This window comes from Azotobacter bryophylli, from assembly GCF_042643485.1.
GTDB lineage: Bacteria > Pseudomonadota > Gammaproteobacteria > Pseudomonadales > Pseudomonadaceae > Azotobacter > Azotobacter bryophylli.
In genome coordinates this window covers 51,816-76,193 of the sequence record NZ_JBHRSJ010000005.1, presented here as the reverse complement: position 1 = coordinate 76,193, position 24,378 = coordinate 51,816, and the positions used below count along the sequence as shown (strand labels likewise).

At 64.8% G+C, this 24,378-nt stretch carries 23 protein-coding genes; 13 read left to right on the top strand and 10 right to left on the bottom strand.

Annotation, left to right across the window (positions count from 1 at the left end):
- Positions 1-193 precede the first annotated feature (193 nt).
- On the top strand, positions 194-523 hold the full coding sequence (locus ACFOJE_RS03500) for a DUF883 family protein (RefSeq protein ID WP_377812878.1): 330 nt from the start codon (positions 194-196) through the stop codon (positions 521-523).
- Positions 524-545: 22 nt separating this feature from the next.
- Here ACFOJE_RS03500 and aroE read toward each other — a convergent pair whose 3' ends face one another.
- Positions 546-1,358, bottom strand: a complete 813-nt coding sequence (aroE, locus tag ACFOJE_RS03495) for a shikimate dehydrogenase (RefSeq protein WP_377812876.1) — start codon at positions 1,356-1,358, stop codon at positions 546-548.
- Positions 1,359-1,455: 97 nt separating this feature from the next.
- Positions 1,456-2,370: an oxygen-dependent coproporphyrinogen oxidase gene (hemF, locus tag ACFOJE_RS03490; RefSeq protein WP_377812875.1), complete on the bottom strand. Its 915-nt coding sequence runs from the start codon at positions 2,368-2,370 to the stop codon at positions 1,456-1,458.
- A 152-nt stretch (positions 2,371-2,522) separates the two neighbouring features.
- Here hemF and ACFOJE_RS03485 point away from each other — a divergent pair, with 152 nt between their 5' ends.
- Positions 2,523-3,500, top strand: a complete 978-nt coding sequence (locus ACFOJE_RS03485) for an NADPH:quinone reductase (RefSeq protein ID WP_377812874.1) — start codon at positions 2,523-2,525, stop codon at positions 3,498-3,500.
- Between the two features lie 42 nt (positions 3,501-3,542).
- On the opposite strand, the gene ACFOJE_RS03480 is transcribed toward ACFOJE_RS03485, so the two are convergent.
- The 3 genes from ACFOJE_RS03480 to ACFOJE_RS03470 all read right to left on the bottom strand — a co-directional run bounded on the left by ACFOJE_RS03480 (position 3,543) and on the right by ACFOJE_RS03470 (position 6,370).
- A complete protein-coding gene (locus ACFOJE_RS03480; RefSeq protein ID WP_377812873.1) occupies positions 3,543-4,100 on the bottom strand; it encodes an L-threonylcarbamoyladenylate synthase in 558 nt (185 codons plus the stop codon).
- Positions 4,101-4,178: 78 nt separating this feature from the next.
- The gene (dprA, locus tag ACFOJE_RS03475; RefSeq protein WP_377812872.1) at positions 4,179-5,288 is read right to left on the bottom strand and encodes a DNA-processing protein DprA; all 1,110 of its coding nucleotides are present in this window, start codon (positions 5,286-5,288) and stop codon (positions 4,179-4,181) included.
- Positions 5,289-5,344: 56 nt separating this feature from the next.
- The gene (locus ACFOJE_RS03470; protein WP_377812870.1) at positions 5,345-6,370 is read right to left on the bottom strand and encodes a LysM peptidoglycan-binding domain-containing protein; all 1,026 of its coding nucleotides are present in this window, start codon (positions 6,368-6,370) and stop codon (positions 5,345-5,347) included.
- A 151-nt stretch (positions 6,371-6,521) separates the two neighbouring features.
- Between ACFOJE_RS03470 and def the strand changes: the two genes are divergently transcribed.
- The 5 genes from def to ACFOJE_RS03445 are packed head-to-tail and all read left to right on the top strand — an operon-like array spanning position 6,522 to position 11,137.
- Positions 6,522-7,028 carry a peptide deformylase gene (def, locus tag ACFOJE_RS03465; protein WP_377812868.1) on the top strand — a complete coding sequence of 169 codons (507 nt, stop codon included), beginning with the start codon at positions 6,522-6,524 and terminating at the stop codon, positions 7,026-7,028.
- A 53-nt stretch (positions 7,029-7,081) separates the two neighbouring features.
- Positions 7,082-8,023 (top strand): methionyl-tRNA formyltransferase, encoded by a 942-nt coding sequence (gene fmt / locus ACFOJE_RS03460; protein WP_377812867.1) that lies wholly within the window; start codon positions 7,082-7,084, stop codon positions 8,021-8,023.
- Between the two features lie 18 nt (positions 8,024-8,041).
- Positions 8,042-9,370 (top strand): 16S rRNA (cytosine(967)-C(5))-methyltransferase RsmB, encoded by a 1,329-nt coding sequence (rsmB, locus tag ACFOJE_RS03455; protein WP_377812895.1) that lies wholly within the window; start codon positions 8,042-8,044, stop codon positions 9,368-9,370.
- A gap of 14 nt (positions 9,371-9,384) precedes the next feature.
- Positions 9,385-10,758, top strand: coding sequence for a Trk system potassium transporter TrkA (gene trkA / locus ACFOJE_RS03450; protein WP_377812866.1), 1,374 nt, complete (start codon positions 9,385-9,387; stop codon positions 10,756-10,758).
- Between the two features lie 58 nt (positions 10,759-10,816).
- On the top strand, positions 10,817-11,137 hold the full coding sequence (locus tag ACFOJE_RS03445; RefSeq protein ID WP_377812865.1) for a tetratricopeptide repeat protein: 321 nt from the start codon (positions 10,817-10,819) through the stop codon (positions 11,135-11,137).
- A gap of 7 nt (positions 11,138-11,144) precedes the next feature.
- Here ACFOJE_RS03445 and ACFOJE_RS03440 read toward each other — a convergent pair whose 3' ends face one another.
- Together ACFOJE_RS03440 and ACFOJE_RS03435 are read right to left on the bottom strand one after the other, a co-directional pair.
- Positions 11,145-12,032: a lysophospholipid acyltransferase gene (locus ACFOJE_RS03440; RefSeq protein ID WP_377812864.1), complete on the bottom strand. Its 888-nt coding sequence runs from the start codon at positions 12,030-12,032 to the stop codon at positions 11,145-11,147.
- Between the two features lie 113 nt (positions 12,033-12,145).
- The gene (locus tag ACFOJE_RS03435; protein WP_377812863.1) at positions 12,146-12,715 is read right to left on the bottom strand and encodes a DNA-3-methyladenine glycosylase I; all 570 of its coding nucleotides are present in this window, start codon (positions 12,713-12,715) and stop codon (positions 12,146-12,148) included.
- Positions 12,716-12,802: 87 nt separating this feature from the next.
- On the opposite strand from ACFOJE_RS03435, the gene glyQ reads away from it, so the two are divergent.
- The 6 genes from glyQ to ACFOJE_RS03405 all read left to right on the top strand — a co-directional run bounded on the left by glyQ (position 12,803) and on the right by ACFOJE_RS03405 (position 19,628).
- Complete coding sequence (gene glyQ, locus ACFOJE_RS03430) at positions 12,803-13,750, top strand: glycine--tRNA ligase subunit alpha (protein ID WP_377812861.1); 948 nt, start codon at positions 12,803-12,805, stop codon at positions 13,748-13,750.
- Positions 13,747-15,801, top strand: a complete 2,055-nt coding sequence (glyS, locus tag ACFOJE_RS03425) for a glycine--tRNA ligase subunit beta (protein WP_377812860.1) — start codon at positions 13,747-13,749, stop codon at positions 15,799-15,801. Before glyQ ends, glyS begins: the two co-directional genes overlap by 4 nt.
- Positions 15,802-15,807: 6 nt before the next feature.
- Positions 15,808-16,350 carry a D-glycero-beta-D-manno-heptose 1,7-bisphosphate 7-phosphatase gene (gene gmhB / locus ACFOJE_RS03420; RefSeq protein ID WP_377812859.1) on the top strand — a complete coding sequence of 181 codons (543 nt, stop codon included), beginning with the start codon at positions 15,808-15,810 and terminating at the stop codon, positions 16,348-16,350.
- Positions 16,347-17,123, top strand: coding sequence for a lysophospholipid acyltransferase family protein (locus ACFOJE_RS03415; RefSeq protein ID WP_377812858.1), 777 nt, complete (start codon positions 16,347-16,349; stop codon positions 17,121-17,123). Before gmhB ends, ACFOJE_RS03415 begins: the two co-directional genes overlap by 4 nt.
- Before the next feature lie 295 nt (positions 17,124-17,418).
- The gene (locus ACFOJE_RS03410; RefSeq protein ID WP_377812857.1) at positions 17,419-18,435 is read left to right on the top strand and encodes a hypothetical protein; all 1,017 of its coding nucleotides are present in this window, start codon (positions 17,419-17,421) and stop codon (positions 18,433-18,435) included.
- A 116-nt stretch (positions 18,436-18,551) separates the two neighbouring features.
- Positions 18,552-19,628 carry an NAD(P)-dependent alcohol dehydrogenase gene (locus ACFOJE_RS03405; RefSeq protein WP_377812856.1) on the top strand — a complete coding sequence of 359 codons (1,077 nt, stop codon included), beginning with the start codon at positions 18,552-18,554 and terminating at the stop codon, positions 19,626-19,628.
- Between the two features lie 115 nt (positions 19,629-19,743).
- Here the strand turns inward: ACFOJE_RS03405 and ACFOJE_RS03400 are convergent, their stop codons facing one another.
- The 3 genes from ACFOJE_RS03400 to gyrB form a co-directional block, all read right to left on the bottom strand.
- Positions 19,744-20,163: a twin-arginine translocation signal domain-containing protein gene (locus ACFOJE_RS03400; RefSeq protein WP_377812855.1), complete on the bottom strand. Its 420-nt coding sequence runs from the start codon at positions 20,161-20,163 to the stop codon at positions 19,744-19,746.
- 10 nt (positions 20,164-20,173) lie between these two features.
- Entirely contained in the window at positions 20,174-21,628 is a 1,455-nt protein-coding gene (locus ACFOJE_RS03395; protein ID WP_377812854.1) for a GMC oxidoreductase, read from the bottom strand.
- Positions 21,629-21,956: 328 nt separating this feature from the next.
- Complete coding sequence (gyrB, locus tag ACFOJE_RS03390) at positions 21,957-24,377, bottom strand: DNA topoisomerase (ATP-hydrolyzing) subunit B (protein ID WP_377812853.1); 2,421 nt, start codon at positions 24,375-24,377, stop codon at positions 21,957-21,959.
- Position 24,378 lies beyond the last annotated feature (1 nt).

Genomic DNA, 24,378 nt, shown 5'->3' with positions numbered 1-24,378 from the left:
TGGAAGTTGCTCGTCCAATACATTGGCAATAACGGAATCAAGTTCAGTTAATTCAGGAGCGATCTACACGAATACGCTCTTTGCCCCGAATCCGAATAAAGTGCCGAGCCTGGTCTAAGCTTTCCAATACCCGTGGGCGCTGCCTCTGAGCGCGCTCTGCCATCGCTGGTTGTTCCGCAAACGGAGTAAGACCATGCCCTTCAAAGCCCGCCATACCTCCCTGGCCGAGATGAAGCTCGAACGGGAGATCCACGATCTCATGCAGGCGCTGGACGATCTCAAGGCCGGTGCCTCGCACGACAGCCATCGGAATTACGAACAGCTCAAGGAGCGTGCGGCGGACATCCTGCAACGCTCGCGCAGCCAGTGGAACGACACCTATTCCAGCCTGTCGCACAAGGCCTGTCAGGCCAGCAAGTGCGCCAGCGACTGCGCGCGTGCCCATCCATGGACGGCGCTCACCCTGGGCGTCGCGGCCGCAGCGCTGATCGGTCTGATGTGCACCTCCCGCCACCGGCACTGAGCGACAGCGAAGGGCCGGGCGGTCAGACCTGGCTGCGCAGCCGGGCCAGTACCGGGGCGGTATCCGGGCTGACGCCGCGCCAGAGGCGGAACGCCTCGGCCGCCTGCTCGACCAGCATGCCCAGGCCGTCCCGCGCCTGCGCCGCACCCAGTTGCTGAGCCCAGCGGCAGAAGGGAGTGGCATCCGCCGCGTACATCATGTCGTAGCAGAAGGTCCGGCCGGGCCGGATCACGCCCTCCGGCAGGGGCGGCAGTTCGCCAGCCAGGCTCGCCGAGGTGCCGTTGACGATCAGGTCGAACGGCCCTTGCAGTTCAGCGAAGCGACAGGCCGACACCGGCCCCAGATCGTCAAATTCGCGGGCCAGTGCCTCAGCCTTGTCCTCAGTGCGGTTGGCGATCACCAGCGCGGCCGGGCGCTCCGCCAGCAGCGGCTCGAGCACGCCGCGTACCGCGCCGCCGGCTCCCAGCAGCAGGATGCGCGCGCCGTCCAGGGCGAGGCCGGCGTGTTTCAGGTCGCTGACCAGGCCGGCGCCGTCGGTGTTGTCGCCGAGCAGCGAGCCGTCCTCGCGCTTCATCAGGGTGTTCACCGCGCCGGCGCGGCGGGCCCGCGGGGTGAGCTGGTCGGCCAGGCGGAAAGCCTCTTCCTTGAAGGGCACGGTGACGTTGGCGCCCTTGCCGCTGGCGAAGAAGGCACGGGCGAAACCGGCGAAATCGTCCAGCGGCGCGAGCAGGGGCTCGTAGCCGAGCTGCTCGCCGGTCTGTTCGGCGAACAGGCGGTGGATCTGGGGTGACTTGCTATGGCCGATGGGGTTGCCGAAGACGGCGTAGCGGTCCATGGATAACCTCGAACGATGCAGGGATGCGCCGTGCCGCGGCGGCGAAGCCAGTCGCCGCACGGCGCCAGATGGATCGGGCGGATGGGTTCGCCGGCGATCAGCGATTCGCGAGCCAGTCGCGGTCGGTCAGGAAGTATTCGGTCAGGCGCGCCTCCTCGCTGCCCGGCTCCGGCTTCCAGTCGTAGCCCCAGCGCACCAGCGGCGGCAGCGACATGAGGATCGACTCGGTGCGCCCGCCGGACTGCAGGCCGAACAGGGTGCCGCGGTCGTAGACCAGGTTGAACTCCACGTAGCGACCGCGGCGGAAGGCCTGGAATTCCCGCTCCCGCTCGCCGTAGGGGGTGTTCTTGCGCTTCTGCACGATCGGCAGGTAGGCCTTCAGATAGGCATCGCCCACGGCGCGCAGGAAGGCGAAGCTGGTGTCGAAATCCCACTCGTTCAGGTCGTCGAAGAACAGGCCGCCGATGCCGCGGGGTTCGTGGCGATGCTTGAGATGGAAATAGCGGTCGCACCATTCCTTGAAGCGCGGGTAGACATCGGCGCCGAACGGGGCGCAGGCGGCGCGGGCGGCCTCGTGCCAGTGGATGCAGTCCTCTTCGTTGGCGTAGTAGGGAGTCAGGTCGAAGCCGCCGCCGAACCACCAGACCGGCTCCTCGCCGGCCTTCTCGGCGCTGAAGAAGCGCACGTTGGCATGGGAGGTAGGCACGTAGGGATTGCGCGGGTGGATCACCAGGGACACGCCGAGGGCCTGGAAACCGCGCCCGGCCAGTTCCGGCCGGTGGGCGCTGGCCGAAGGCGGCAGACCGGCGCCGAACACGTGGGAGAAATTCACGCCGCCCTTTTCGATCAGCCCGCCTTCCTCCAGCACCCGGGTCCGCCCACCACCGCCGCCCTCGCGGGTCCAGGCGTCCTCGCGGAATCGCGCTTGGCCATCCTCCGCCTCCAGGGCGGCGCAGATGCGGTCTTGCAGGTCGAGCAGATAGGCTTTCACGGCAGCGGTACGATCGTTCACGGCATCTCCCAGGTTGAAAAACGGCAGGCGGCGCTAGCATAGCATTGCGCATCCTGACGCCGCAGTTGACGGGATGCCGACGCGGCGCTTGGATAGGCGCTTTCGCATCGGTGCCCGCGAGGCTCCGGTCAACCAGAGAAGGAGAACGAAGCATGGCCAAGCGCATCCAGATCAGCCGACACGGCGGTCCCGAAGTCCTCGAATGGGTCGACTACAGGCCGAGCGAGCCCGGCCCGCGGGAGGTGCGGGTGCGCAACCGGGCGATCGGCCTCAACTTCATCGACACCTACTTTCGCAGCGGGCTGTATGCGCCGGCACAGATGCCTTCCGGCCTCGGCTGCGAGGGTGCCGGCGTGGTCGAGGCGGTGGGTAGCGAGGTCAGCCGCTTCCGGGTCGGCGACCGCGTCGCCTATGCCACCGGCCCGCTGGGCGCCTACGGCGAACTGCACGTGCTGCCCGCCGACCACCTGGTCAAGCTGCCGGAATCCATCGGTTTCGAAGAAGCCGCCGCGGTGATGCTCAAGGGCCTGACCGTGCAGTACCTGCTGAGCCAGATCGGCCGGTTCGGGGGTGGCGAGACCATCCTCTTCCATGCCGCCGCCGGCGGCGTCGGCAGCATCGCCTGCCAGTGGGCCAAGGCGATCGGCGTCAGGCTGATCGGCACGGTCGGCTCGCCGGCCAAGGCCGAGCGCGCCAAGGCCCTGGGCGCCTGGGAAACCATCGACTACAGCCGCGAGAACGTGGTGCAGCGGGTGCTGGAGCTGACCGACGGGAAGAAATGCCCGGTGGTCTACGACTCGGTGGGCAAGGACACCTGGGACATCTCGCTGGACTGCGTCGCCCCGCGCGGCCTGCTGGTCAGCTTCGGCAACGCCTCGGGCCCGGTCACCGGGGTCAACCTCGCCGTGCTGGCGCAGAAGGGGTCGCTGTTCGTCACCCGCCCGGTACTGGCCGGCTACGCCGATGCGCCGGAACGGCTGCAGGCGATGGCGGACGAACTGTTCGGCATGCTGGAAAGCGGCAAGGTCAAGGTCGAGATCGATCAGAAATTCCCGCTCGCCGAGGCGGCCAAGGCCCAGGAAGCCCTGACCGGACGCAAGACCACCGGCTCGACCATCCTGCTGCCGTGAATCCCGGCGCCGGGGCGGAGCGCTCCGACCCGGCCTGGCAATCTAGTCCGGGCGGATCACCCGGCCGGTGATCAGGTCGCGAATGATGCTCGGATTGCGCCGCCCACCCAGCGGGCCGTTCAGCACGGCATCCAGCTGGCGGGGGAAGTACTGCTCGACCCGCAGCCGCGAGCGTGCGGCGGGACGCCCGGCCACATTGGCAGAAGTGGACACCAGCGGCCCGGTCAGGGCGCAGAGCTCGCGCACCAGCGGGTGATCGCTGACGCGCAGGGCGACGCTGCGGTGCCTGCCGGTGATCCACTCCGGCAAGCGTTCCTGGTGCGGCACCAGCCAGGTGTTCGGCCCCGGCCAGGTGCCGCCCAGTCGGTCCTGCCAGGCCTGCGGCAGATCGGCGAGGAGAAAGTCGAACTGGCGGATGTTGTCGGCGATCAGGATCAGGCCCTTGTCCATCGGCCGTTCCTTGAGCGCCAGCAGGCGATAGACGGCATCCTCGTTCCACGGGTCGCAGCCCAGTCCCCAGACGGCCTCGGTCGGGTAGGCGATCACCCCACCGGAACGCACCACCCGCGCCACCCGTTGCACACGCCAATGACTGACCATCTCTTGTCTCCCGGAAAAACCGTGCGCAGTGTACCCAAGACTGCCGCCGGTGGAAAAAGCCCCTGCTCGGCACCCGCCTCACTGGCCGCCGCAGCCCAGCCAGAGCCCACCCTCGCGGACCACGGCGCCTTCCAGCTCCAGTTCGGTCAGCGCCGCCAGCACCCGGGCCAGCGGCCAGCCACTGGCCACCGCCAGGGTTTCGCTGCTCTGCGGGGCGGCATGCAGCAGGGCGAGCAGGGGATGCGCTGCCGCGGCCTCCGGGTTATCCACAGCGGCGCTGCGCGGGGCCGGCACGGGAGTCTGCCAGCCGCGCAGCGCCTCGAGGATGTGCTCGACGTTTTCCACCAGGGTGGCGCCCTCGCGGATCAGCTGATGGCAGCCGCGGGCACCGGGATGGTGGATCGACCCCGGAATCGCGTAGACCTCGCGGCCCTGTTCGGCTGCCAGACGGGCGGTGATCAGCGAGCCGCTGGAGGGACTGGCCTCCACCACCAGCACGCCGAGGGACAGCCCGCTGATGATGCGGTTGCGCCGGGGGAAGTTGCTCGCCTGGGGAGGACAGTCCAGCGGCAGTTCGGAAACCAGCGCGCCGCCCCGGGCGACGATGTCCCTGGCCAGCGGTTCGTGCCGCGCCGGGTACAGATGCCGCAGGCCGGTGCCCAGGACCGCCACGGTCTGGCCGCCGGCTTCCAGAGCGCCCTGGTGGGCGGCGCCGTCGACGCCCAGGGCCAGTCCGCTGGTGATGACGAAGCCGCCGCCGGCCAGATGACGGGCGAAGGAGCGGGCGGTGTCCAGGCCGGGCTTCGACGCCTTCCGGCTGCCGACCATGGCCAGCTGCGGCCGCTCCAACAGGTCGGGGTCGCCGGCGACGAACAGCAGCGGCGGGGCGTCGACCAGCTCGGCGAGCAAGGCGGGATAGTCCGGCTCGTCCCGGCACAGCAGATGCTGGCCCGGTTGCTCCAGCCAGGCGAGCGCGGCGGCGGCCCGCTCGCGTACCTCCAGGCTGCGCCGCGCCTCGGCACAAGCGGCCGGCAGTCCCAGCGCCCGCCAGGCGCTGGCCGGTGCGCTGAGCGCCGCCGAAGCGCTGGCGAAGGCCTCCAGCAGACGCTGATAGCGCCGCGGCCCGAGTTCCGGCAGACAATGCAGGCGCAGACGGGCTTCGAGTTCGGCAGGAGAACGGGTGGGCATGTCGATCGTCCTTGATCGGGAAAACGGAGGGAAAAAGGGGAGGGAGCGGACGCTCCCTAGGGATTGCGCACCTTGTCCATCACCGCCAGCTGGCGCGAAGCGTTGAGGACCAGGCCATAGCTGAGCTTTTCATAGGTACGGAACACCATCAGCAGACCTGCGCGCTCGTCGGGGATCTTCACCGACTCGCCGGTGACGCGGTCGCGCACGGTTTCGCCGGTCTTGTACACCGCCAGCACGCTGCCCTCGGCCAGACCGTCGCGCCGGCCCTTGTTCAGGGTCACCACGTCGAACTGGCCGATCTGCGTCACCCCGCGCGGCACGTCGATGATCAGGCCGTCGATCTTTTCGGTAGGCTCGCTGGGCATGAAGGTGGAGTTGATCTTCCGTTCCTCGGTGGGGAACAGGCGATCGCCGAGACGCACCTCCTGGGTGGAGCGACTGAGCAGCAGGGTGGAGATGTCGCCTTCCTCGGCGACGACCTCACCGCTGCCGATGTCGTCGGCATTGATGCCGAGGAGCTCCTGGGTCTTCGGATCAGAGTAGATCTTGCCTTGGCGGAAGATGCCGTACACCGTCTCGCCGGCGGCGAAATTGCCGCGCGCATAGACCCGATCGCCGGCGCCGCTCACCACCCGCTCGGCATTGCCGGCGACGATGTAGGGCGCCTTCTGGAAGTCTTCCGGCTTGTCGACGATCCGGTTGCTCAGCAGGAAACTGTTGACCGCACCCAGCGGGATGGTCGGGATGGCCTCGGCCATCGGCGTGCTGCGCACCTTGGGCGACAGCCGGATGGTGCCGCGGCTGGCACCGCGCTCCAGCTGCAGACGCGGCTTGCCGTCGACGTAGACCAGGGTCAGGGAGTCGCCCGGATAGATCAGGTCGGGATTCTCGATCTGCGGGTTCGCATGCCAGATCTGCGGCCACTGCCAGGGCTCGCGAAGGAACTTGCCGGAGATGTCCCACAAAGTATCGCCCTGGACGACCGTATAGCGCTGCGGATGGCCATCCCGGAGCTGCACGTCGGCCTGAGCCAGGCCGCAAGCGGCAGCCAGCAGCAGGGCGAGTAGTGATTTCCTCATGCGGTGAATCCCTTTATCATGTGCCTTCACGTGGAACGCCCCGACGCCGCGGATTTCCTTGCGAATCGCGACGTTAAGTCGTTTTTTCAATGCTGCTCGGCATCTTAGCAGCGCCGTTTTTCCCAATTCCACAAGTGCATCACAAACGCATATGGCCAAACTGAACATCCTCGAATTCCCCGATCCGCGCCTGCGAACCCTGGCCAAGCCGGTCGAGACGGTGGATGACGAGATCCGTCGGCTGATCGACGACATGTTCGAGACCATGTACGCCGCGCCCGGCATCGGTCTGGCGGCGACCCAGGTCAACGTGCACAAACGCGTGGTGGTGATGGACCTGTCCGAGGAAAAGAACGAGCCGCTGGTCTTCGTCAACCCCGAGTTCGAGTCGCTCACCGAGGAGCTGGAGCCTTACCAGGAAGGCTGCCTGTCGGTACCCGGCTTCTACGAGAACGTCGACCGACCGCAGAAGGTCCGGATCAAGGCCCAGGACCGCGACGGCCAGCCGTTCGAGCTGATCGCCGAGGGGCTGCTCGCGGTATGCATCCAGCACGAGTGCGATCACCTCAACGGCAAGCTGTTCGTGGACTACCTGTCTACGCTTAAACGCGACCGCATCCGCAAGAAGCTGGAGAAGCAGCATCGTCTGCAGGCTTGACCCCATCCCTGCAAAGGCTTGCCCCGGCAAGCCTTTTTCTTGAGCAAGAAATCATGACCCAGCCTTTGCGCATCGTCTTTGCCGGCACCCCGGATTTCGCCGCCGAACACCTCAAGGCGCTGCTGACCGGCCGCCATCGGGTGATCGCCGTCTACACCCAGCCGGACCGGCCGGCTGGCCGCGGGCAGAAGCTGACCCCCAGCCCGGTGAAGCAGCTGGCCCTGCAGCACGACATCCCCGTCCACCAGCCCCTGACGCTGCGCGATCCCGCCGCCCAGGCCGAACTGGCGGCGCTCGAGCCCGACCTGATGGTGGTGGTCGCCTACGGCCTGATCCTGCCGCAGGCGGTGCTGGATACGCCGCGCCTGGGCTGCATCAACAGCCACGCCTCGCTGCTGCCGCGCTGGCGCGGCGCGGCGCCGATCCAACGTGCCATCGAGGCCGGCGACGCCGAATCCGGGGTCACGGTGATGCGGATGGAGGCCGGTCTGGACACCGGACCGATGCTGCTCAAGGTCACCACGCCGATCGGCTCCGAAGACACCGGCGGCAGCCTGCACGACCGCCTCGCCGGGCTCGGCGCCCAGGCCGTGGTGGAGGCAGTCGATGCCCTGGCCGTCGGCAATCTTCCGGGCGAAAAACAGGACGACGCCCTGGCCACCTACGCCCACAAGTTGAACAAGGACGAGGCGCGCCTCGACTGGAGCCGGCCGGCGCAGGAGCTGGAGCGGAAGATTCGCGCCTTCAATCCCTGGCCGATCTGCCACGGCAGCCTGAACGGCGAATCGCTGAAGGTGCTGGCCGCCGTGCCGGGGCAGGGCAGCGGCGCGCCCGGCACCATCCTCGCCGCCAGCCGCGAGGGGCTGACCGTCGCCTGCGGCAGCGGCGCCCTGCTGCTCACCCGTCTGCAGTTGCCGGGCGGCAAGCCGCTGGCCTTCGGCGATCTCTACAACAGCCGCCGTGAGCAGTTCGCCGTCGGCCAGATCCTGCTCTAGGAGGAGGCGAGCATGAGCCTGAATCCACGGCTGGCCTCCGCGCGCGCCCTGGCGGCGGTACTCGCCGGCAAGGCCTCGTTGAGCGGCAGCCTGCCGGCCCAGCAGGAGAAGGTCGATCCGCGCGATCGCGCCCTGGTCCAGGAGCTGGCCTTCGGCACCGCCCGCTGGCAGCCGCGCCTGGCGCTGCTCGCCGAAAAACTCCTGCAGAAGCCATTCAAGGCCGCCGACCGTGACGTGGAAGCCCTGCTGCTGGTCGGTCTGTATCAACTGTTCCATACGCGCATCCCGGCCCATGCAGCGATCGGCGAAACCGTCGGCTGCGCCGACAGCCTGAAGAAGAGCTGGGCCAAGGGCCTGCTGAACGCCGTGCTGCGCCGCGCTCAGCGCGAGGGCGCGGAGCTGCTCGCTGCGCTGGAGCGCGACCCAGCGGCCCGCACCGCCCACCCGCGCTGGCTGCAGCAGACGCTCAAGGCGCACTGGCCGGAGCACTGGGAAGCCATCTGCGCAGCCAACAACGAACACCCGCCGCTGACCCTGAGGATCAATCGCCGCCTGGCGTCGCGCGACGCCTACCTGGACGAACTGGAAGAAGCCGGCATTGCCGCCACGGCCTGCCGCTTCAGCCGCGACGGCATCAACCTCGTCGAGCCGCGCGACGTGCGCAACCTGCCCGGCTTCGCCGAAGGGCGGGTCAGCGTGCAGGATGAGGCCGCCCAGCTGGCCGCCGACCTGATCGAACTGGCGCCCGGCCAGCGCGTGCTGGATGCCTGCTGCGCCCCCGGCGGCAAGACCTGCCACCTGCTGGAAACCGGTTATCGCCTGGCCGAGGTGGTCGCCATCGACCTGGAGGAGAAGCGCCTGGGACGGGTGCGCGAGAATCTCGCACGGCTGAGCCTGGAAGCCCGGCTGATCGCCGCCGACGCCCGGGCGACCGGCCAGTGGTGGGACGGCCAGCCGTTCCAGCGCATCCTGCTCGACGCGCCCTGTTCCGCCACCGGGGTGATCCGCCGCCATCCGGACATCAAGCTGACTCGCCAGGCCGAGGACATCCCCGCTCTGGCGCGCCTGCAGGGCGAGCTGCTGGACGCGCTGTGGCCGACCCTGGAAGTCGGCGGCATCCTGCTCTACGCCACCTGTTCGGTCCTGCCGACGGAAAACACCGAGGTGATCGCCGCCTTCCTGGCCCGCACGCCGGGAGCCCGCGAGCTGGACATCGGCGCCAGCTTCGCCGGCGACAAGCCGGGCCTGGCGCAGCCTCACGGGCGCCAGTTGCTGCCGCAACCGGGCGGCCACGACGGTTTCTACTATGCCAAGCTGATCAAGATAGCCGCGAGCCCGCGCGGCTGAGGAATTGGGACGCGATGAAGATCATCATTCTCGGCGCCGGCCAGGTCGGCGGCACCTTGGCCGAGTATCTGGCCAGTGAAGCCAACGACATCACCGTGGTGGACACCGACAGCGATCGCCTGCGCAACCTGGGTGACCGCCTGGACATCCGCACCGTCACCGGCAAGGGCTCCTTCCCCACCGTACTGCGCCAGGCCGGAGCGGACGATGCCGACATGCTGGTGGCGGTGACCAACAGCGATGAAACCAACATGGTCGCCTGTCAGGTCGCCTACACCCTGTTCCACACCCCGACCAAGATCGCCCGGGTGCGCGAATCGGCCTATCTGCTACGCAATGGCCTGTTCTCCAACGAGGCGATCCCGGTCGACGTGCTGATCAGCCCGGAACAGGTGGTGACCAACTACATCAAGCGCCTGATCGAATATCCCGGCGCGCTGCAGGTGATCGACTTCTCCGAAGGCAAGGCGCAGCTGGTGGCCGTGCGCGCCTACTACGGCGGCCCGCTGGTCGGCCAGGAGCTGCGCCAGATCCGCGAGCACATGCCCAACGTGGACGCCCGGATCGCGGCGATCTTCCGCCGCAACCGAGCCATCCTGCCCAAGGGCAACACTGTGATCGAGGCCGACGACGAGGTGTTCTTCATCGCCGCGAAGAACCACATCCGCTCCGTGATGAGCGAGCTGCGCCGCATCGATGACGACAACAAGCGCATCGTCATCGCTGGCGGCGGACATATCGGCGAGCGTCTGGCCGAGGCCATCGAAAGCCGCTATCAGGTGAAAATCATCGAGGCCAACCCGGCGCGCTGCCGCTACCTCTCGGACACCCTGGACAGCACCATCGTGCTGCAAGGCAGCGCCTCGGACAAGGATCTCTTGGTCGAGGAGAACATCAACGAGGCCGACATCTTCCTCGCCCTGACCAACGACGACGAGGCCAACATCATGTCCTCGCTGCTGGCCAAACGCCTCGGCGCGCGCAAGGTGATGACCATCATCAACAACCCGGCCTACGTCGACCTGGTGCAGGGCGGCGAGATCGACATCGCCATCAGCCCGGAGCTGGCCACCATCGGCACCCTGCTGACCCACGTGCGCCGCGGCGACATCGTCAGCGTGCACTCCCTGCGCCGCGGCGCGGCGGAAGCCATCGAGGCCATCGCCCACGGCGATGCCAAGTCGAGCAAGGTGGTCGGTCGGCGGATCGGCGAGATCCCCCTGCCGACGGGTACCACCATCGGCGCGGTGATCCGCGACGAACAGGTGATCATCGCCCACGACGATATCCTCATCGAATCCGGCGACCATCTGATCCTGTTCCTGGTGGACAAGCGCTACATCCGCGACGTGGAACGCCTGTTCCAGGTAGGGCTGGCGTTCTTCTAGAAACCGGTCCGGCAGCGGGGCACTAGACTGTATCCGCCATGACCACGAGGAAACGCCCATGCTCGAATCCCTGGAAAGGCTGCTGGCCAAGGGCAACGACAATGCGCTGTTGCGCTTCGGCCTGGGCAAGGGCCATCTGGATGCCGGCGATGCGGCCCGCGCCGTCGAGCACCTCGAGCGCTGCGTCGGCTTCGATCCCGGCTACTCGGCGGCCTGGAAACTGCTCGGCAAGGCCTATCTGGCCCAGCGAAACCCCGAAGCGGCCCGGCGGGCCTGGCAACAGGGACTGGCCGCCGCGCAGACGCACGGCGACAAGCAGGCGGAAAAGGAAATGGCGGTATTCCTGAAGAAGCTGGACAAGCAGGCGCCGCCGGCCTGAAGACCGCTCAGTACCACTTCTCCTCGCCCGGCGGGCGCTTCTTGAAGCGTTTCATGCTCCACATGTACTGGCTGGGATAGGCCCGCACGTACCGCTCGATCACCGCGCTCATCGCCGCCACCGCGGTTTCCGTATCCTCGCTGTACATCTCCGGCGGAGCGGCCTCGAGGATCACCCGGAAGCCGGAGCCGTCCGGCAGGCGCACCGCATGCAGGAAGACCCCCACCGCCTTGGCGCCGGCGAGCATGCCCGGCACGAACTTGCTGGTCAGCGCCCGGGTACCGAGGAAGGGCACGAAGACGCCGCTGCCCTCGCTCGGCTCGGGATCGGCTGGGATGCCCACCGCGCCGCCCTTGCGTACCTCCTTGATGACGCTGAGGATGCCTTCGCGGGTCGAGGGTGCGACGCGGTTGCCCAGCTGTACCCGCTGCTTCTGCAGCAGTTCGTCCACGGCCTTCAACTTCGGCGGACGGTAGAAGATGATCGGCTTGCACTGGCTGCAGTAGAAATGGTTGAGCACTTCCCAGTTGCCCAGGTGGCTGGTGATGCCGACCACGCCCTTGCCGGAGGCCAGCGCCCGCTCCAGCACCTCCAGTCCCTCGACCTCCTGCACCCGGGCGAGGGATTTCTGTGCCGGCCAGATCCAGGCGCAGGCGCTTTCGGTCAGGGTCTTGCTGATGTCCTTCAGGCTTTGCCGCACCAGCCGGTCGCGGGCGGCGGGATCGAGTTCGGGAAAACACTTCTCGATGTTGATCCGCACCACCTGCGCCGAGCGATTCGGGATGCGCGCCAGCAGCCAGCCGATGGCATTCCCAAAACCCTGCACCGCCGGCCAGGGCAGCCGGGCGAAAAGACGCAGGAAGCCGACGACCACGGCACCCTTGAGCTTATCCACAAGCGGAACTCCCCAGGAAAGAAGGTCAGCCATTGTAGAGCAGCCGGCGGCGCGGGCGTGTTTATCGGGCCCACAGTTGCAGCGGCAGAGGGGAAAGCGGCAGGGCGGCGGGTCTATCCACTGGGCTGGGCGGCACCGGCCAGCTGGGCATGGCGGTCGCAATCGGTGGTGTGGTCCATGACCATCCCGGCCGCCTGCATGAAGGCATAGCAGATGGTCGGCCCGACGAAGGCGAAGCCGGCCTTCTTCAGCGCCCGGCTCATGTCCTCGGCTTCGGGACTGGTCGCCGGGACGTCCTCGCGGGCCTGGAAACGATTGATCCGCGGCACGCCGCCGACGAAGGACCACAGCCACTCGACCGGATTCTCCAGCCCCAGCCAGGCCCGGGCGTTCTGCCGGACGGCCTCGAGCTTGCGCCGGTTGCGGATGATGCCCGGGTCCAGCAGCAGGGCGTCGATCTCCGCGTCGCCGAGACCGGCCAGACGCTGCGGGTCGAAGCCGAACAGCACCTGGCGGTAGCGTTCGCGCTTCTTCAGCACGGTGAACCAGGACAATCCGGCCTGGAACCCCTCCAGCAGCAACAGCTCGAACAGGGCTCTGCCATCGCGCAGGGGCACGCCCCATTCCTCGTCGTGATAGGCCATGTACAGCGGCTCGTCGGAGCACCAGAAGCAGCGTGGCATATGGGCTGTGCATCTCTCTCGGGGCCACAGCGAATCGGGGTATAATCCCAGCCTTTTACGTCGCAGCCTCAGGACAGGGTGAATTTTGTGAGCCAGACTACGCCTGCCGTGCGCACCTTCCAAGACCTGATTCTCGCCCTGCAGAACTACTGGGCCGAGCAGGGTTGTGTGGTGCTGCAGCCCTACGATATGGAAGTGGGTGCCGGCACCTTCCACACCGCCACCTTTCTCCGCGCCATCGGCCCGGAAACCTGGAACGCCGCCTACGTGCAGCCCTCGCGCCGCCCGGCCGACGGCCGCTACGGCGAGAACCCCAACCGCCTGCAGCACTACTACCAGTTCCAGGTGGTGCTCAAGCCGAACCCGGACAACATCCAGGAGCTCTACCTGGAGTCCCTGCGGCGGATCGGCATCGATACCCGCATCCACGACGTACGCTTCGTCGAGGACAACTGGGAATCGCCGACCCTCGGCGCCTGGGGCCTGGGCTGGGAGGTCTGGCTGAACGGCATGGAGGTCACCCAGTTCACCTACTTCCAGCAGGTCGGCGGAGTCGAGTGCTACCCGGTCACCGGCGAGATCACCTACGGTCTGGAACGTCTGGCCATGTACCTGCAGGGCGTGGACTCGGTGTACGACCTGGTGTGGACCGACGGTCCGTTCGGCAAGGTCACCTACGGCGACGTGTTCCACCAGAACGAGGTGGAGCAGTCCACCTACAACTTCGAGCATGCCAACGTCGAGAAGCTGTTCGAGCTGTTCGACTTCTACGAGTCGGAAGCCAACCGCCTGAGCGCCCTGGAGTTGCCGTTGCCGACCTACGAAATGGTCCTCAAGGCCTCGCACACCTTCAACCTGCTCGACGCCCGCCGCGCCATCTCGGTGACCGAACGCCAGCGCTACATCCTGCGCGTGCGCACCCTGGCCCGCGCCGTCGCGCAGAGCTACCTGCAGGCCCGCGCCAAACTCGGCTTCCCCATGGCCTCCCCGGAATTGCGTGACGAAGTACTGGCCAAGCTGGAGGCTGCAGAATGAGTGCACAAGATTTTCTCGTCGAACTGGGCAGCGAAGAGCTGCCGCCGAAAGCCCTGAAGAACCTCGCCACGGCCTTCCTCGCCGGGATCGAGAAAGGCCTGGCCGATGCCGGCCTCGGCTATCGCGTCGCCCATGTCTATGCCGCGCCGCGCCGTCTGGCGGTGCTGGTCGAGCAACTGGCCACCCAGCAGCCGGATCGCACCATCAATCTGGACGGTCCGCCGGCCGCGGCCGCCTTCGACGCCGAGGGCAACCCAACCCAGGCCGCCCTCGGCTTCGCCAAGAAGTGCGGCGTGGAACTGGCCGAAATCGACCAGAGCGGCCCCAAGTTGCGCTTTTCCCGCACCATCGCCGGCCAGCCGGCCGCTGCGCTGCTGCCGGAGATCGTCAACGCTTCGCTGAACGCCCTGCCGATCCCGAAGCGTATGCGCTGGGGCGCACGCAAAGAGGAGTTCGTCCGTCCGAGCCAGTGGCTGGTGATGCTGTTCGGCGACCAGGTGGTCGACTGCGAGATCCTCGCCCAGCGTGCCGGCCGCGAATCCCGCGGCCACCGCTTCCATCATCCGGACGCGGTGCGCATCAGCAAGCCGACCACCTATCTGGAAGACCTGCGCAGCGCTTACGTGGTCGCCGACTTCGCCGAGCGTCGTGCGCTGATCGCCAAGCGTGTCGCACAACTGGCCGCGGAGCAGAAGGGCAGCGCCATCGTCCCGGATGATCTGCTAGACGAGGTGACCGCCCTGGTCGAATGGCCGGTGCCGCTGGTCTGCTCCTTCGAGGAACGCTTCCTCGCCGTGCCGCAGGAGGCGCTGATCTCCACCATGCAGGACAACCAGAAGTATTTCTGCCTGCTGGACGAGAACGGCAAGCTGCTGCCGCGCTTCATCACCGTGGCCAACATCGAGAGCCAGGATCCGGCGCAGATCGTCGCCGGCAACGAGAAGGTCGTGCGCCCGCGCCTGACCGACGCCGAGTTCTTCTTCAAGCAGGACAAGAAGCACAAGCTCGAGTCCTTCAACCAGCGTCTGGCCAGCGTGGTGTTCCAGGCCCAGCTCGGCACCGTGCTGGACAAGGCCAAGCGGGTTTCCAAGCTGGCCGCCTTCGTCGCCGAGAGCGTCGGCGGCGATTCCAAGCGTGCCGCCCGCGCCGGCCTGCTGTCGAAGAGCGATCTGGCCACCGAGATGGTCGGCGAGTTCCCCGAACTGCAGGGCATCGCCGGCTACTACTACGCGCTCAATGATGGCGAGCCCGAGGACGTCGCCCAAGCCCTGAACGAGCAGTACATGCCGCGCGGCGCCGGTGCCGAACTGCCGGTCACCCTGACCGGTGCCGCCGTGGCGGTCGCCGACAAGCTCGACACCCTGGTCGGTATCTTCGGCATCGGCATGCTGCCGACCGGCAGCAAGGACCCGTACGCTCTGCGCCGTGCGGCGCTGGGCATCCTGCGCATCCTCATCGAGAAGCAGCTGGACCTGGACCTGGAGGAGGCCATCCGCTTCGCCATCGCCCAGTACGGCGACAAGGTGAAGGGCAAGGGGCTGGCCGATCAGGTCTCCGAGTTCATCTTCGACCGCCTGCGGGCACGTTACGAGGACGAGGGCGTCGACGTCTCCAGCTACCTGGCGGTACGCGCCCTGCGTCCGCATTCGGCGCTCGACTTCGACCAGCGCGTGCAGGCCGTGCAGGCCTTCCGCAAGCTGCCGGAAGCCGAGGCCCTGGCCGCGGTGAACAAGCGCGTGTCCAACCTGCTCGGCAAGTACGAGGGCAAGCTGCCGTCCGCGGTCGAAGCCCGCTACTTCGACAACGCCAGCGAGTTCTCCCTGTACTCGGCGCTGCAGCAGGCCCAGCAGGCGGTCAAGCCGCTGTCCGCCGCACGCTGCTACCGCGAGGCCCTGGAGCGTCTGGCCAGCCTGCGCACCCCGGTGGACCACTACTTCGAGTCGGTGCTGGTCAACGCCGAGGACCCGACCGTGCGGGCCAATCGCTACGCGATGCTGGCGCAACTGCGTGGGTTGTTCCTCGGAGTGGCGGATATCTCCCTACTGGGATAAGAGCCCATGAAGCTGATCGTTCTCGACCGCGACGGAGTCATCAACCAGGACTCCGAAGCCTTCGTCAAATCGGTGGAGGAGTGGATTCCCATCCCCGGCTCCATCGAGGCGATCGCCCGCCTAAGCCAGGCCGGCTGGACGGTGGCGGTCGCCACCAACCAGTCCGGTCTGGCCCGCGGCCTGTTCGACCTGAACACGCTGGCCGACATGCATCTGAAAATGCAGCGGCTGGTGATGGAGCAGGGCGGCCGCATCGACCTGATCGTGCATTGCCCGCACGGTCCGGACGATGGCTGCGACTGCCGCAAGCCGGCGCCCGGCATGTTCCGCACCATCGCCGAACATTTCGGCCTAGAGGATCTGCACGGGGTACCGGTGGTGGGCGACAGCCACCGGGATCTGCATGCCGGTCTGGTGCTGGGCGGCACTCCCTACCTGGTGAAAACCGGCAAGGGGCTGCGCACCCTGATGAATAGCCTGCCGCCCGGAACCCAGGTCTTCGACGACCTGGCGGCAGTCGCCGACCACCTCCTCAAGACCGATCGATGAGTGTCATGAAGTACTTTCGTATCCTGCTCTACTATGTCCTGCTGGCATTGACCACCGTCTCCTGGTGCCTGGCCAGCCTCCTGTTCGCTCCCTTCCTGGGATACCGGGCCCGTTACCGCCTGGTGGCGCAGAGCTGGTGCCGTTGTTCCGTCTGGATGGCCAAGTGGATTCTTGGAATCGACTACAGGCTCCGGGGCCTGGAGAACATTCCGAAGACGCCTTGCGTGATCCTGGCCAAGCACCAGAGCACCTGGGAAACCTTCTTTCTCACCGGCTACTTCGCACCGCTGAGCCATGTGCTCAAGCGCGAAATATTGCGCATGCCGTTCTTCGGCTGGGCGATTGCCAAGGTCAAGCCGATCGCCATCGACCGCAGCAACCCCAAGGCCGCACTCAAGCAACTGGCTACCCAGGGGCATGAGCGGCTGATGCAAGGCAACTGGGTCCTGATCTTCCCGGAAGGCACTCGCGTGCCGGTCGGAAAGATCGGCAAGTTCTCCCGGGGCGGAGCATCTCTGGCAGTGAACGCCAACCTGCCGGTGTTGCCGGTAGCGCTCGATGCCGGGGTGTATTGGCCAAAGGATGGCTGGAACAAGCATCCGGGCACAGTCCAGGTCGTCTTCGGTCCCCTGCTGTATGCCGAAGGTTCCGGCCCGCGTGCCATTGCCGAACTCAACGAGCGTGCCTTCGCCTGGATCGAAAAGACCCAGCGGGAGCTGGGCGTGCTCGACGGCGAAAACGCGGTCATCGATGCCGAAGCCAAGGTCTCCTGACCTGATCGATCATCTCCAACAAGAAAGCCGGCCTCGACCGGCTTTTTTGTTGGCTGAGGTTCTGACGTGTGTCTGGTTCCACGTGGAACGCGATCGCGCATGATGGATAAATCCGTCATCGAAACGGTATGTTCTCACCAGACGCCATCACACTATTCACGGGCTACTATCGTCTTCACCGGAGGACGCTCTGGACGGCCCTACTAGAACGTTCCGGAAACTCCATGGATCCATTCGCTCATATTTCATCCCCCCCTTATTGGCCTCTGGAGGCCGGAAAAGGAATGCGCCGCGCATGACCAGGGAAGAGGCCGTACAGGCCGAGAATTGGCAGGCTCCCGCCGAGGAAGGGACTCTGTTGTTCCCGCCGCTGGCCCACCTGTCGGAATTGCTCAATACCAATATCCGTTCTGCGGTCGCCAGGTCCGGAATGAATTTCCATCGTCCCCTCCATGCCGAATGGGGCGGATTGCTGAGTGCCAGTTTCAAGCATCCGGCAGCCAAGCAGTTCTGGCAGGACCGACTGGAAGAGGATCGGGAACTGGCCTGCCGGATTCTGCCGACGGTTTCCGGAACGGTGGAGAAATTCCGCTGCTTCATTCAAAGCGCTCTGTCGCAAGAGCTGAGCTGCCCATCGGCTCGCGTGCGCCTAGAGCGGCTGCTTGAGCAGGAGTGGCCGGAGCGGATGTTGCTGGAACACCCGCTCGTACTGCAATCGCGCATTGCCGATGCCCATGTGGTGCTGATCCGCCTGGCCGCCTGGAGGGTGGTCGACCTCAGCCTTGAGCATTGGGACACACTCAGCCAGACCGGCCTGGAGGACGTGGTACTGCTAGAGAACTTCCTGCCGGCGCTCGACCCGGCGAGCGGCCGCTGGAGAGCTCCGCTAGAGGAATACCTCGACCATCTCGCTCTGATCAGCGGTTGTCCTTCCAGCGGAAATCCCGATCAACACCTTGCCGCACTCTGGGAGAAAGATATCGGAGAGGGGCAATCGCCCGACTGCAAACGACGCCTGCTGGAGCACTGGCGACGGGGCCAGGCACGACCGACAGCGGATGCCATTGCGGCACTGGTCAAGGCGACGCTGCAAGCAATATTCGCCAGGGAGAGCCGGATCGGTGATTTCCAACTCAACGCCCGGCTACTCAAAGAATCGTTTCGCTTCGCCGAAAGCTGCGGCCATCTGCAAAGGACCCTGAGCCGGAACGCAATGCCGGATCAGGTGGTTTCCGAGATTTTTTCGGTTTACGGGACGGAATACCGTAGGGCTCGGGATGCCTTGGGCCGGCCGATGACGCATAAACCGTAAGGAAAGGAACTCAGACTGCCCGATTGACACCTATCAAGGGATGTCGGAGCCCATCGGCTAATCTGAGGGAGCCGGACCACCCAGCCTCACAGGTCCACTGCTAAAGGAGCGTTTCGATGACAATGATGAAAGCCGCCGTGTTCCTGGCCCCGGGTCGTATCGAGCTGAGGGAGAAGCCGATCCCCCCGGTCGGTCCGAACGATGCGCTGGTGCGCATCACGACCACCACGATCTGCGGCACTGATGTGCACATCCTCAAGGGCGAATACCCGGTCGAGCAGGGCCTGACCATCGGCCACGAGCCCGTGGGCATCATCGAGAAGCTGGGCAGCAACGTCCAGGGCTACCGGGAGGGTCAACGGGTGATCGCCGGCGCTATCTGTCCGAGCTTCACCTCCTACGCCAGCCAGGACGGCTTCCCCTCCCAGGACGGGGGCTGTTCCTGCCACGGTTACAAACCCATGGGCGGCTGGCGCTTCGGCAATACCATCGACGGCACCCAGGCCGAATACGTCCTGGTCCCCGATGCCCAGGCTAACTTGGCGCCGGTTCCCGACGGGCTGACCGACGAACAGGTGCTGATGTGCCCGGATATCATGTCCACCGGCTTCGCTGGCGCCGAGGCCGCCAACATCAAGATCGGCGATATCGTCGCAATCTTCGCCCAAGGCCCGATCGGCTTGTGCGCCACTGCCGGGGCCAAGTTGCGCGGGGCCAGCACCATCATCGCCATCGACGGCAACAACGAGCGCCTGAGGGTCGCCCGCCAGCTGGGCGCCGATGTGACCCTCAACTTCCGCGAGGTGGATGTGGTCGACGAGATCCTCAAGCTGACCGGCGGCCGGGGAGTGGACGGGGCGATCGAGGCGCTTGGCTTGCAATCCACCTTCGAAAGCGCCCTGCGCGTTCTAAAGCCGGGAGGCACCCTGTCCAGCCTCGGGGTTTACTCCACCGATCTGAAGATTCCCTTGGGGGCGTTCCATGCCGGCCTGGGCGAAAACAAGATCGTCACCTCGCTCTGTCCGGGCGGCAAGGAACGCATGCGCCGTCTGCTCAACGTGGTGGCTTCCGGCCGTATCGACCTGACTCCGTTGGTTACTCACCAGTACAAGCTGGACGACATCGAAGCCGCCTACGACCTGTTCGCCAACCAGCGTGACGGCGTGCTCAAGGTAGCGATCAAACCGTTCTGAGGGACTTGCCGAATGGCATCGGCTCAGAGCGACAACCCCGGCTATCCGGGGTTGTCGTTTTCCAAGGAGACACTACCGGTTGAATCCCCGTAAAGAGTGCACACTTGAAGCGGGTTTAAGCCGGCAAACCGGAGAACTGCGCGAACGGATTGCTGCACAGCTTATGCCCGACGTACAGGACGTCCGGATTCTTTTCCTGCTGCTTACGCAGATAATCGGTGCTCGTCAGAAACTCGGTCACCAAGGCACGCTCGAATCGGTCTATCCGCCCACGAGTGAACTCCGTGCCCAGCCCGGTACTTTCATCGACTCGGTACAAGGCGATCATGGCTGCCAGCTTCTTCGTGCCGAAGCTTTCAGCAAAGGACTTCACGAACTGCTCCTCTTGTTGCGGTGTCATGGCGAAGTCACCGATGAGTTCGTGCAGCAGTCGTGGAATGAAAGAATCACTGTCCTCATGCAGAAAGGCCGAGGCCCCCAATGCCGCCAGGCCGAAGGTGGCCGCGGAATAACCCAGGAATTTGCGACGATTCATGGTTATGTCCTCAGCTGTAGAGAAGTTCGGCAGCACGAATGGACAGAGCTGCAGCGGTCAGACTCGGGGCGGCAGGCGAGCAACTGGGAAAGCTGGAAGTTCCGACCACGACCAGGTTGCGCATCCTATGGTGCAGCATGTTTTGATCGATGACCGATCCATCGTCCTTGATGCCCATCCTGAGGGTGCCTTGAACATGGGATTCGGTCGGACGCCAAATCCGGCTGTTGATGGACTCCACGGGTAGAGGCGCCAGCAATTTATCCAGATTGTCGAAGACATGCTCGATGCCGGCCTTGGCATAACTGGATTCGCCGCGGTAATCGACGACGGCCTGACCGCTCTGGGGATCGATGGTCACACGGTTGTCGGGATTCGGCAGATCCTCGACGACGACGGATAACGACAGCATCTCATCCCATCGCCCCCGCTCTTTGCGCAGTCCGAAAGGCCACCAGCGATTCTCGAAGGAAACCAGACAAGAAGCGCGATTCCGGCGGAAATCGCCATCGGCGAAATAGTAGTTGTAACCCGTGGTGATCGTGCTGCCATCGAGGCTCTTCAGCCCCTCGAGGAACACTTCGACGTTGGCGCCCACCTGCTCGTGCAAGCCTCTGCCGGTTTGCCCGTAGTCTATGTCGGATCGGAGCAGGATCGCCGGACTTTGGATGGCATTGGCCCCCAGCACGAACACATCGCCGAAAACTTTATACTCGCCGCCCTCGGAGGCAATGGTCGCCCCCGAGATCTGGTTGCCTGAATACTCCAGCGTTCTGACTTCGCTTTTCAGGCAGACGTCGACCTTGGGATGGCTGAACAGCGAAGGGAACCCGTTCTCGGCCGTGAATTTGGCATTGACGGGACACTGACTGCACCTTGCATTGGCGCAGCAGGCGCTGCGATTGGCAGTCGCCATCCTCGGCCGGGCAGTTGGGCAAATGAAGTGATGATCAGGCATGGCAGCCTTCATCAGTGCATCAACCGAGGTCCCCTTGTGGGGCGGCTGAGGGTAGGGCTGACTGCGTGGCAATACCTTGCCTATGTCGGGATCGCCCGAAATGGACATGATCTGCTCCGCCCTGCAGTAATACGGCTCGAGGTCGTCATAGCCCAGCGGCCAATCGTGCCCGACTCCATAGAGAGCCCGGGTTTTAAAATCGTTCGGATGCAAGCGCGGCGTCTGGGCATACCAGCAGTTCGTACCACCACCCAGCGCGATGGTGGTATTCCATGGCTTGTTTCCCGAGTTCTTGTAAGTGGATTCGGGCGCAATCGGAGAATTGGATTGCGCCTCGACTTGCCAAGCCCAGGGCTGATAGTCGCCCCACTCGATAACCAAGGCCCGCCCGGTGATATGTTTCAGGGCTTCATCAAGAAAGAAGGTGGAGCCGAAACCCGAGCCGATAACAATCAGCTCGTAGTGAGCCTGATGCACGTTCCTTGCGCTTACGCGGTTGATGTCCATGAGATCCTTCTCGTGATGGCAATACCGCTCTTGCCAATAAATCGGTTGATCGATCGAAGCTGCTGCAGCGATCTGCTAATCCGCCCCTTCGCGATGATCACCCAGCTCTGAAATGGTTAGAGTCTTCACAATGAAGAAAATTGCAGCTCAGCAGTCCATTCCGCTCCGCTCTTTCTACCGAGATCGCTACTTGTCGATAAAGTCGATGCGATAAATCGAGCCCCGCTTATCCACAGCTACACACCAGGCTTTGGATATCTCTCCCTCAAAAGCAAAACCCCCGACAAACCGAAGGTCTGTCGGGGGTTGCCAATATCGGGCAGATTAATCAAACATCCAGATTCGAGACTGCCAGAGCATTGCTCTCGATGAAATCGCGCCGCGGTTCCACCGCGTCGCCCATCAGGGTGTTGAAAATCTGATCGGCAGCGATGGCGTCCTCGATAGTCACCTTGAGCATGCGGCGCACACTGGGGTCCATGGTGGTTTCCCACAGCTGTTCGGGGTTCATTTCGCCGAGCCCCTTGTAGCGCTGGATGCTGTGACGCTTGGTACTTTCCGCCATGAGCCAGGCGAGGGCTTCCTTGAAGCTTCCCACCGGCTTCTTGCGCTCACCGCGCTGCACATAGGCACCTTCCTCCAGCAGGTTGTTCAGCTGCTCGCCGAGTGCCGTGACCGTCCGATAGTCGTTGCTAGCAAAGAAGTCGCGGTTGAAGGTGACGTAGCTGGACAGGCCGTGGGCGACCATCTCCACCTCCGGCAGCCAGAGTCTGCGCTCGCGATCCTCGCGCAGGTTGGCCTTGTAGGTCAGACCGGACTTCTCGGCCGTCTTCAGGCGTGTCTGTAGCCGATCCAGCCAGGCCTGCATCGCAGCCTGGTCGGCCAGCTGCTCAATGCCGACCCGCGGCAGATAGACGAAGTGCTCGGTGAGTTCCTGTGGATAAAGCCGCGACAGACGAGCTAGGGTCTTCATCACCATGCGGTAATCGTTGACCAGCTTCTCCAGTGCGGCACCGGACAAACCGGGGGCACTCTCGTTGACGTGCAGGCTGGCCTCTTCGAGGGCCGACTGGGTCATGTATTCCTCCATGGCCTCGTCGTCCTTGATGTACTGCTCCTGCTTGCCCTTCTTGACCTTGTACAGCGGCGGCTGGGCGATGTAGATGTAACCGCGCTCGATCAGCTCGGGCATTTGGCGGAAGAAGAAGGTCAGCAGCAGGGTGCGGATATGCGAACCATCGACGTCTGCATCGGTCATGATGATGATGTTGTGGTAACGCAGCTTTTCGATGTTGTATTCCTCGCGCCCGATCCCACAACCCAGCGCGGTGATCAGGGTGCCGACTTCGGCGGAGGAGAGCATCTTGTCGAAGCGTGCCTTCTCGACGTTGAGAATCTTGCCCTTGAGCGGCAGGATCGCCTGGGTCCGACGGTTGCGCCCCTGTTTGGCCGATCCGCCAGCGGAGTCACCCTCCACGATATAGAGTTCGGAGAGGGCGGGATCTTTCTCCTGACAATCGGCCAGCTTGCCGGGCAGACCGGCGATATCCAGCGCCCCCTTGCGACGGGTCATCTCTCGGGCCTTCCGGGCGGCCTCGCGGGCACGCGCGGCATCGATCATCTTGCCGACCACAGCCTTGGCCTCGTTGGGGTTCTCCAGCAGGAAGTCGCCGAAGTACTTGCCCATTTCCTGCTCGACCGCGGTCTTCACTTCGCTGGAGACCAGCTTGTCCTTGGTTTGCGAGCTGAACTTCGGATCCGGTACCTTGACTGAGATAATCGCGGTCAGACCTTCGCGGGCATCGTCGCCGGTGGTGGCCACCTTGTGTTTCTTGGCCAGGCCTTCCTGCTCGATATAGGCATTCAGGTTACGGGTCAGGGCCGAGCGGAAGCCGGCTAGATGGGTGCCGCCGTCACGCTGGGGAATGTTGTTGGTGAAACACAGGATGTTCTCGTTGAAACCGTCGTTCCACTGCAGCGCCACCTCCACGCCGACGCCATCTTCCTCGCGCTGCATGTTGAAATGGAACACTTGGCTGACCGCGTTCTTGTTGGTGTTCAGGTAGTCGACGAAGGCCCTGAGTCCGCCCTCGTACTTGAACAACTCCTCCTTGCCGCTGCGTTCGTCTTTGAGAACGATGCCGACGCCGGAGTTGAGGAAAGACAGCTCGCGCAGGCGCTTGGCCAGGATGTCCCAGCTGAAGTGGATGTTCTGGAAGGTCTCGGCCGATGGCTTGAAATGGATTTGCGTGCCGGTGCCCTCAGTGTCGCCCACGGCGGCGAGCGGAGCCTGAGGAACGCCATGAACGTAGGTCTGCTCCCAGACCTTTCCCTCACGACGGATGGTCAGGATCAGCTCCTCGGACAGCGCGTTGACCACGGACACGCCCACTCCATGCAGACCGCCAGAGACCTTGTAGCTGTTATCGTCGAATTTGCCGCCGGCATGCAGCACGGTCATGATGACTTCGGCGGCTGAAACACCTTCTTCCTTGTGGAGATCCACCGGAATGCCACGACCATTGTCGCGCACCGTGATGGACTCGTCGGTGTGAATGGTAATGCTGATATCCGTGCAATGGCCTGCCAAGGCCTCGTCAATGGAGTTGTCGACCACCTCGAACACCATGTGGTGCAGACCGGTGCCATCGTCGGTGTCACCGATATACATACCGGGGCGCTTGCGTACGGCATCCAACCCTTTGAGGACTTTGATGCTGGACGAGTCGTACGTCTGGTTTTCGCTCATG

Coding starts and splice junctions, on each gene's coding strand:
- ACFOJE_RS03500 (WP_377812878.1), top strand. CDS start 194: ATGCCCTTCAAAGCCCGCCATACCTCCCTGGCCGAGATGAAGCTCGAA.
- aroE (WP_377812876.1), bottom strand. CDS start 1,358: ATGGACCGCTACGCCGTCTTCGGCAACCCCATCGGCCATAGCAAGTCA.
- ACFOJE_RS03485 (WP_377812874.1), top strand. CDS start 2,523: ATGGCCAAGCGCATCCAGATCAGCCGACACGGCGGTCCCGAAGTCCTC.
- ACFOJE_RS03480 (WP_377812873.1), bottom strand. CDS start 4,100: ATGGTCAGTCATTGGCGTGTGCAACGGGTGGCGCGGGTGGTGCGTTCC.
- dprA (WP_377812872.1), bottom strand. CDS start 5,288: ATGCCCACCCGTTCTCCTGCCGAACTCGAAGCCCGTCTGCGCCTGCAT.
- ACFOJE_RS03470 (WP_377812870.1), bottom strand. CDS start 6,370: ATGAGGAAATCACTACTCGCCCTGCTGCTGGCTGCCGCTTGCGGCCTG.
- def (WP_377812868.1), top strand. CDS start 6,522: ATGGCCAAACTGAACATCCTCGAATTCCCCGATCCGCGCCTGCGAACC.
- fmt (WP_377812867.1), top strand. CDS start 7,082: ATGACCCAGCCTTTGCGCATCGTCTTTGCCGGCACCCCGGATTTCGCC.
- trkA (WP_377812866.1), top strand. CDS start 9,385: ATGAAGATCATCATTCTCGGCGCCGGCCAGGTCGGCGGCACCTTGGCC.
- ACFOJE_RS03445 (WP_377812865.1), top strand. CDS start 10,817: ATGCTCGAATCCCTGGAAAGGCTGCTGGCCAAGGGCAACGACAATGCG.
- ACFOJE_RS03435 (WP_377812863.1), bottom strand. CDS start 12,715: ATGCCACGCTGCTTCTGGTGCTCCGACGAGCCGCTGTACATGGCCTAT.
- glyS (WP_377812860.1), top strand. CDS start 13,747: ATGAGTGCACAAGATTTTCTCGTCGAACTGGGCAGCGAAGAGCTGCCG.
- gmhB (WP_377812859.1), top strand. CDS start 15,808: ATGAAGCTGATCGTTCTCGACCGCGACGGAGTCATCAACCAGGACTCC.
- ACFOJE_RS03415 (WP_377812858.1), top strand. CDS start 16,347: ATGAGTGTCATGAAGTACTTTCGTATCCTGCTCTACTATGTCCTGCTG.
- ACFOJE_RS03410 (WP_377812857.1), top strand. CDS start 17,419: ATGACCAGGGAAGAGGCCGTACAGGCCGAGAATTGGCAGGCTCCCGCC.
- ACFOJE_RS03405 (WP_377812856.1), top strand. CDS start 18,552: ATGACAATGATGAAAGCCGCCGTGTTCCTGGCCCCGGGTCGTATCGAG.
- ACFOJE_RS03400 (WP_377812855.1), bottom strand. CDS start 20,163: ATGAATCGTCGCAAATTCCTGGGTTATTCCGCGGCCACCTTCGGCCTG.
- ACFOJE_RS03395 (WP_377812854.1), bottom strand. CDS start 21,628: ATGGACATCAACCGCGTAAGCGCAAGGAACGTGCATCAGGCTCACTAC.
- gyrB (WP_377812853.1), bottom strand. CDS start 24,377: ATGAGCGAAAACCAGACGTACGACTCGTCCAGCATCAAAGTCCTCAAA.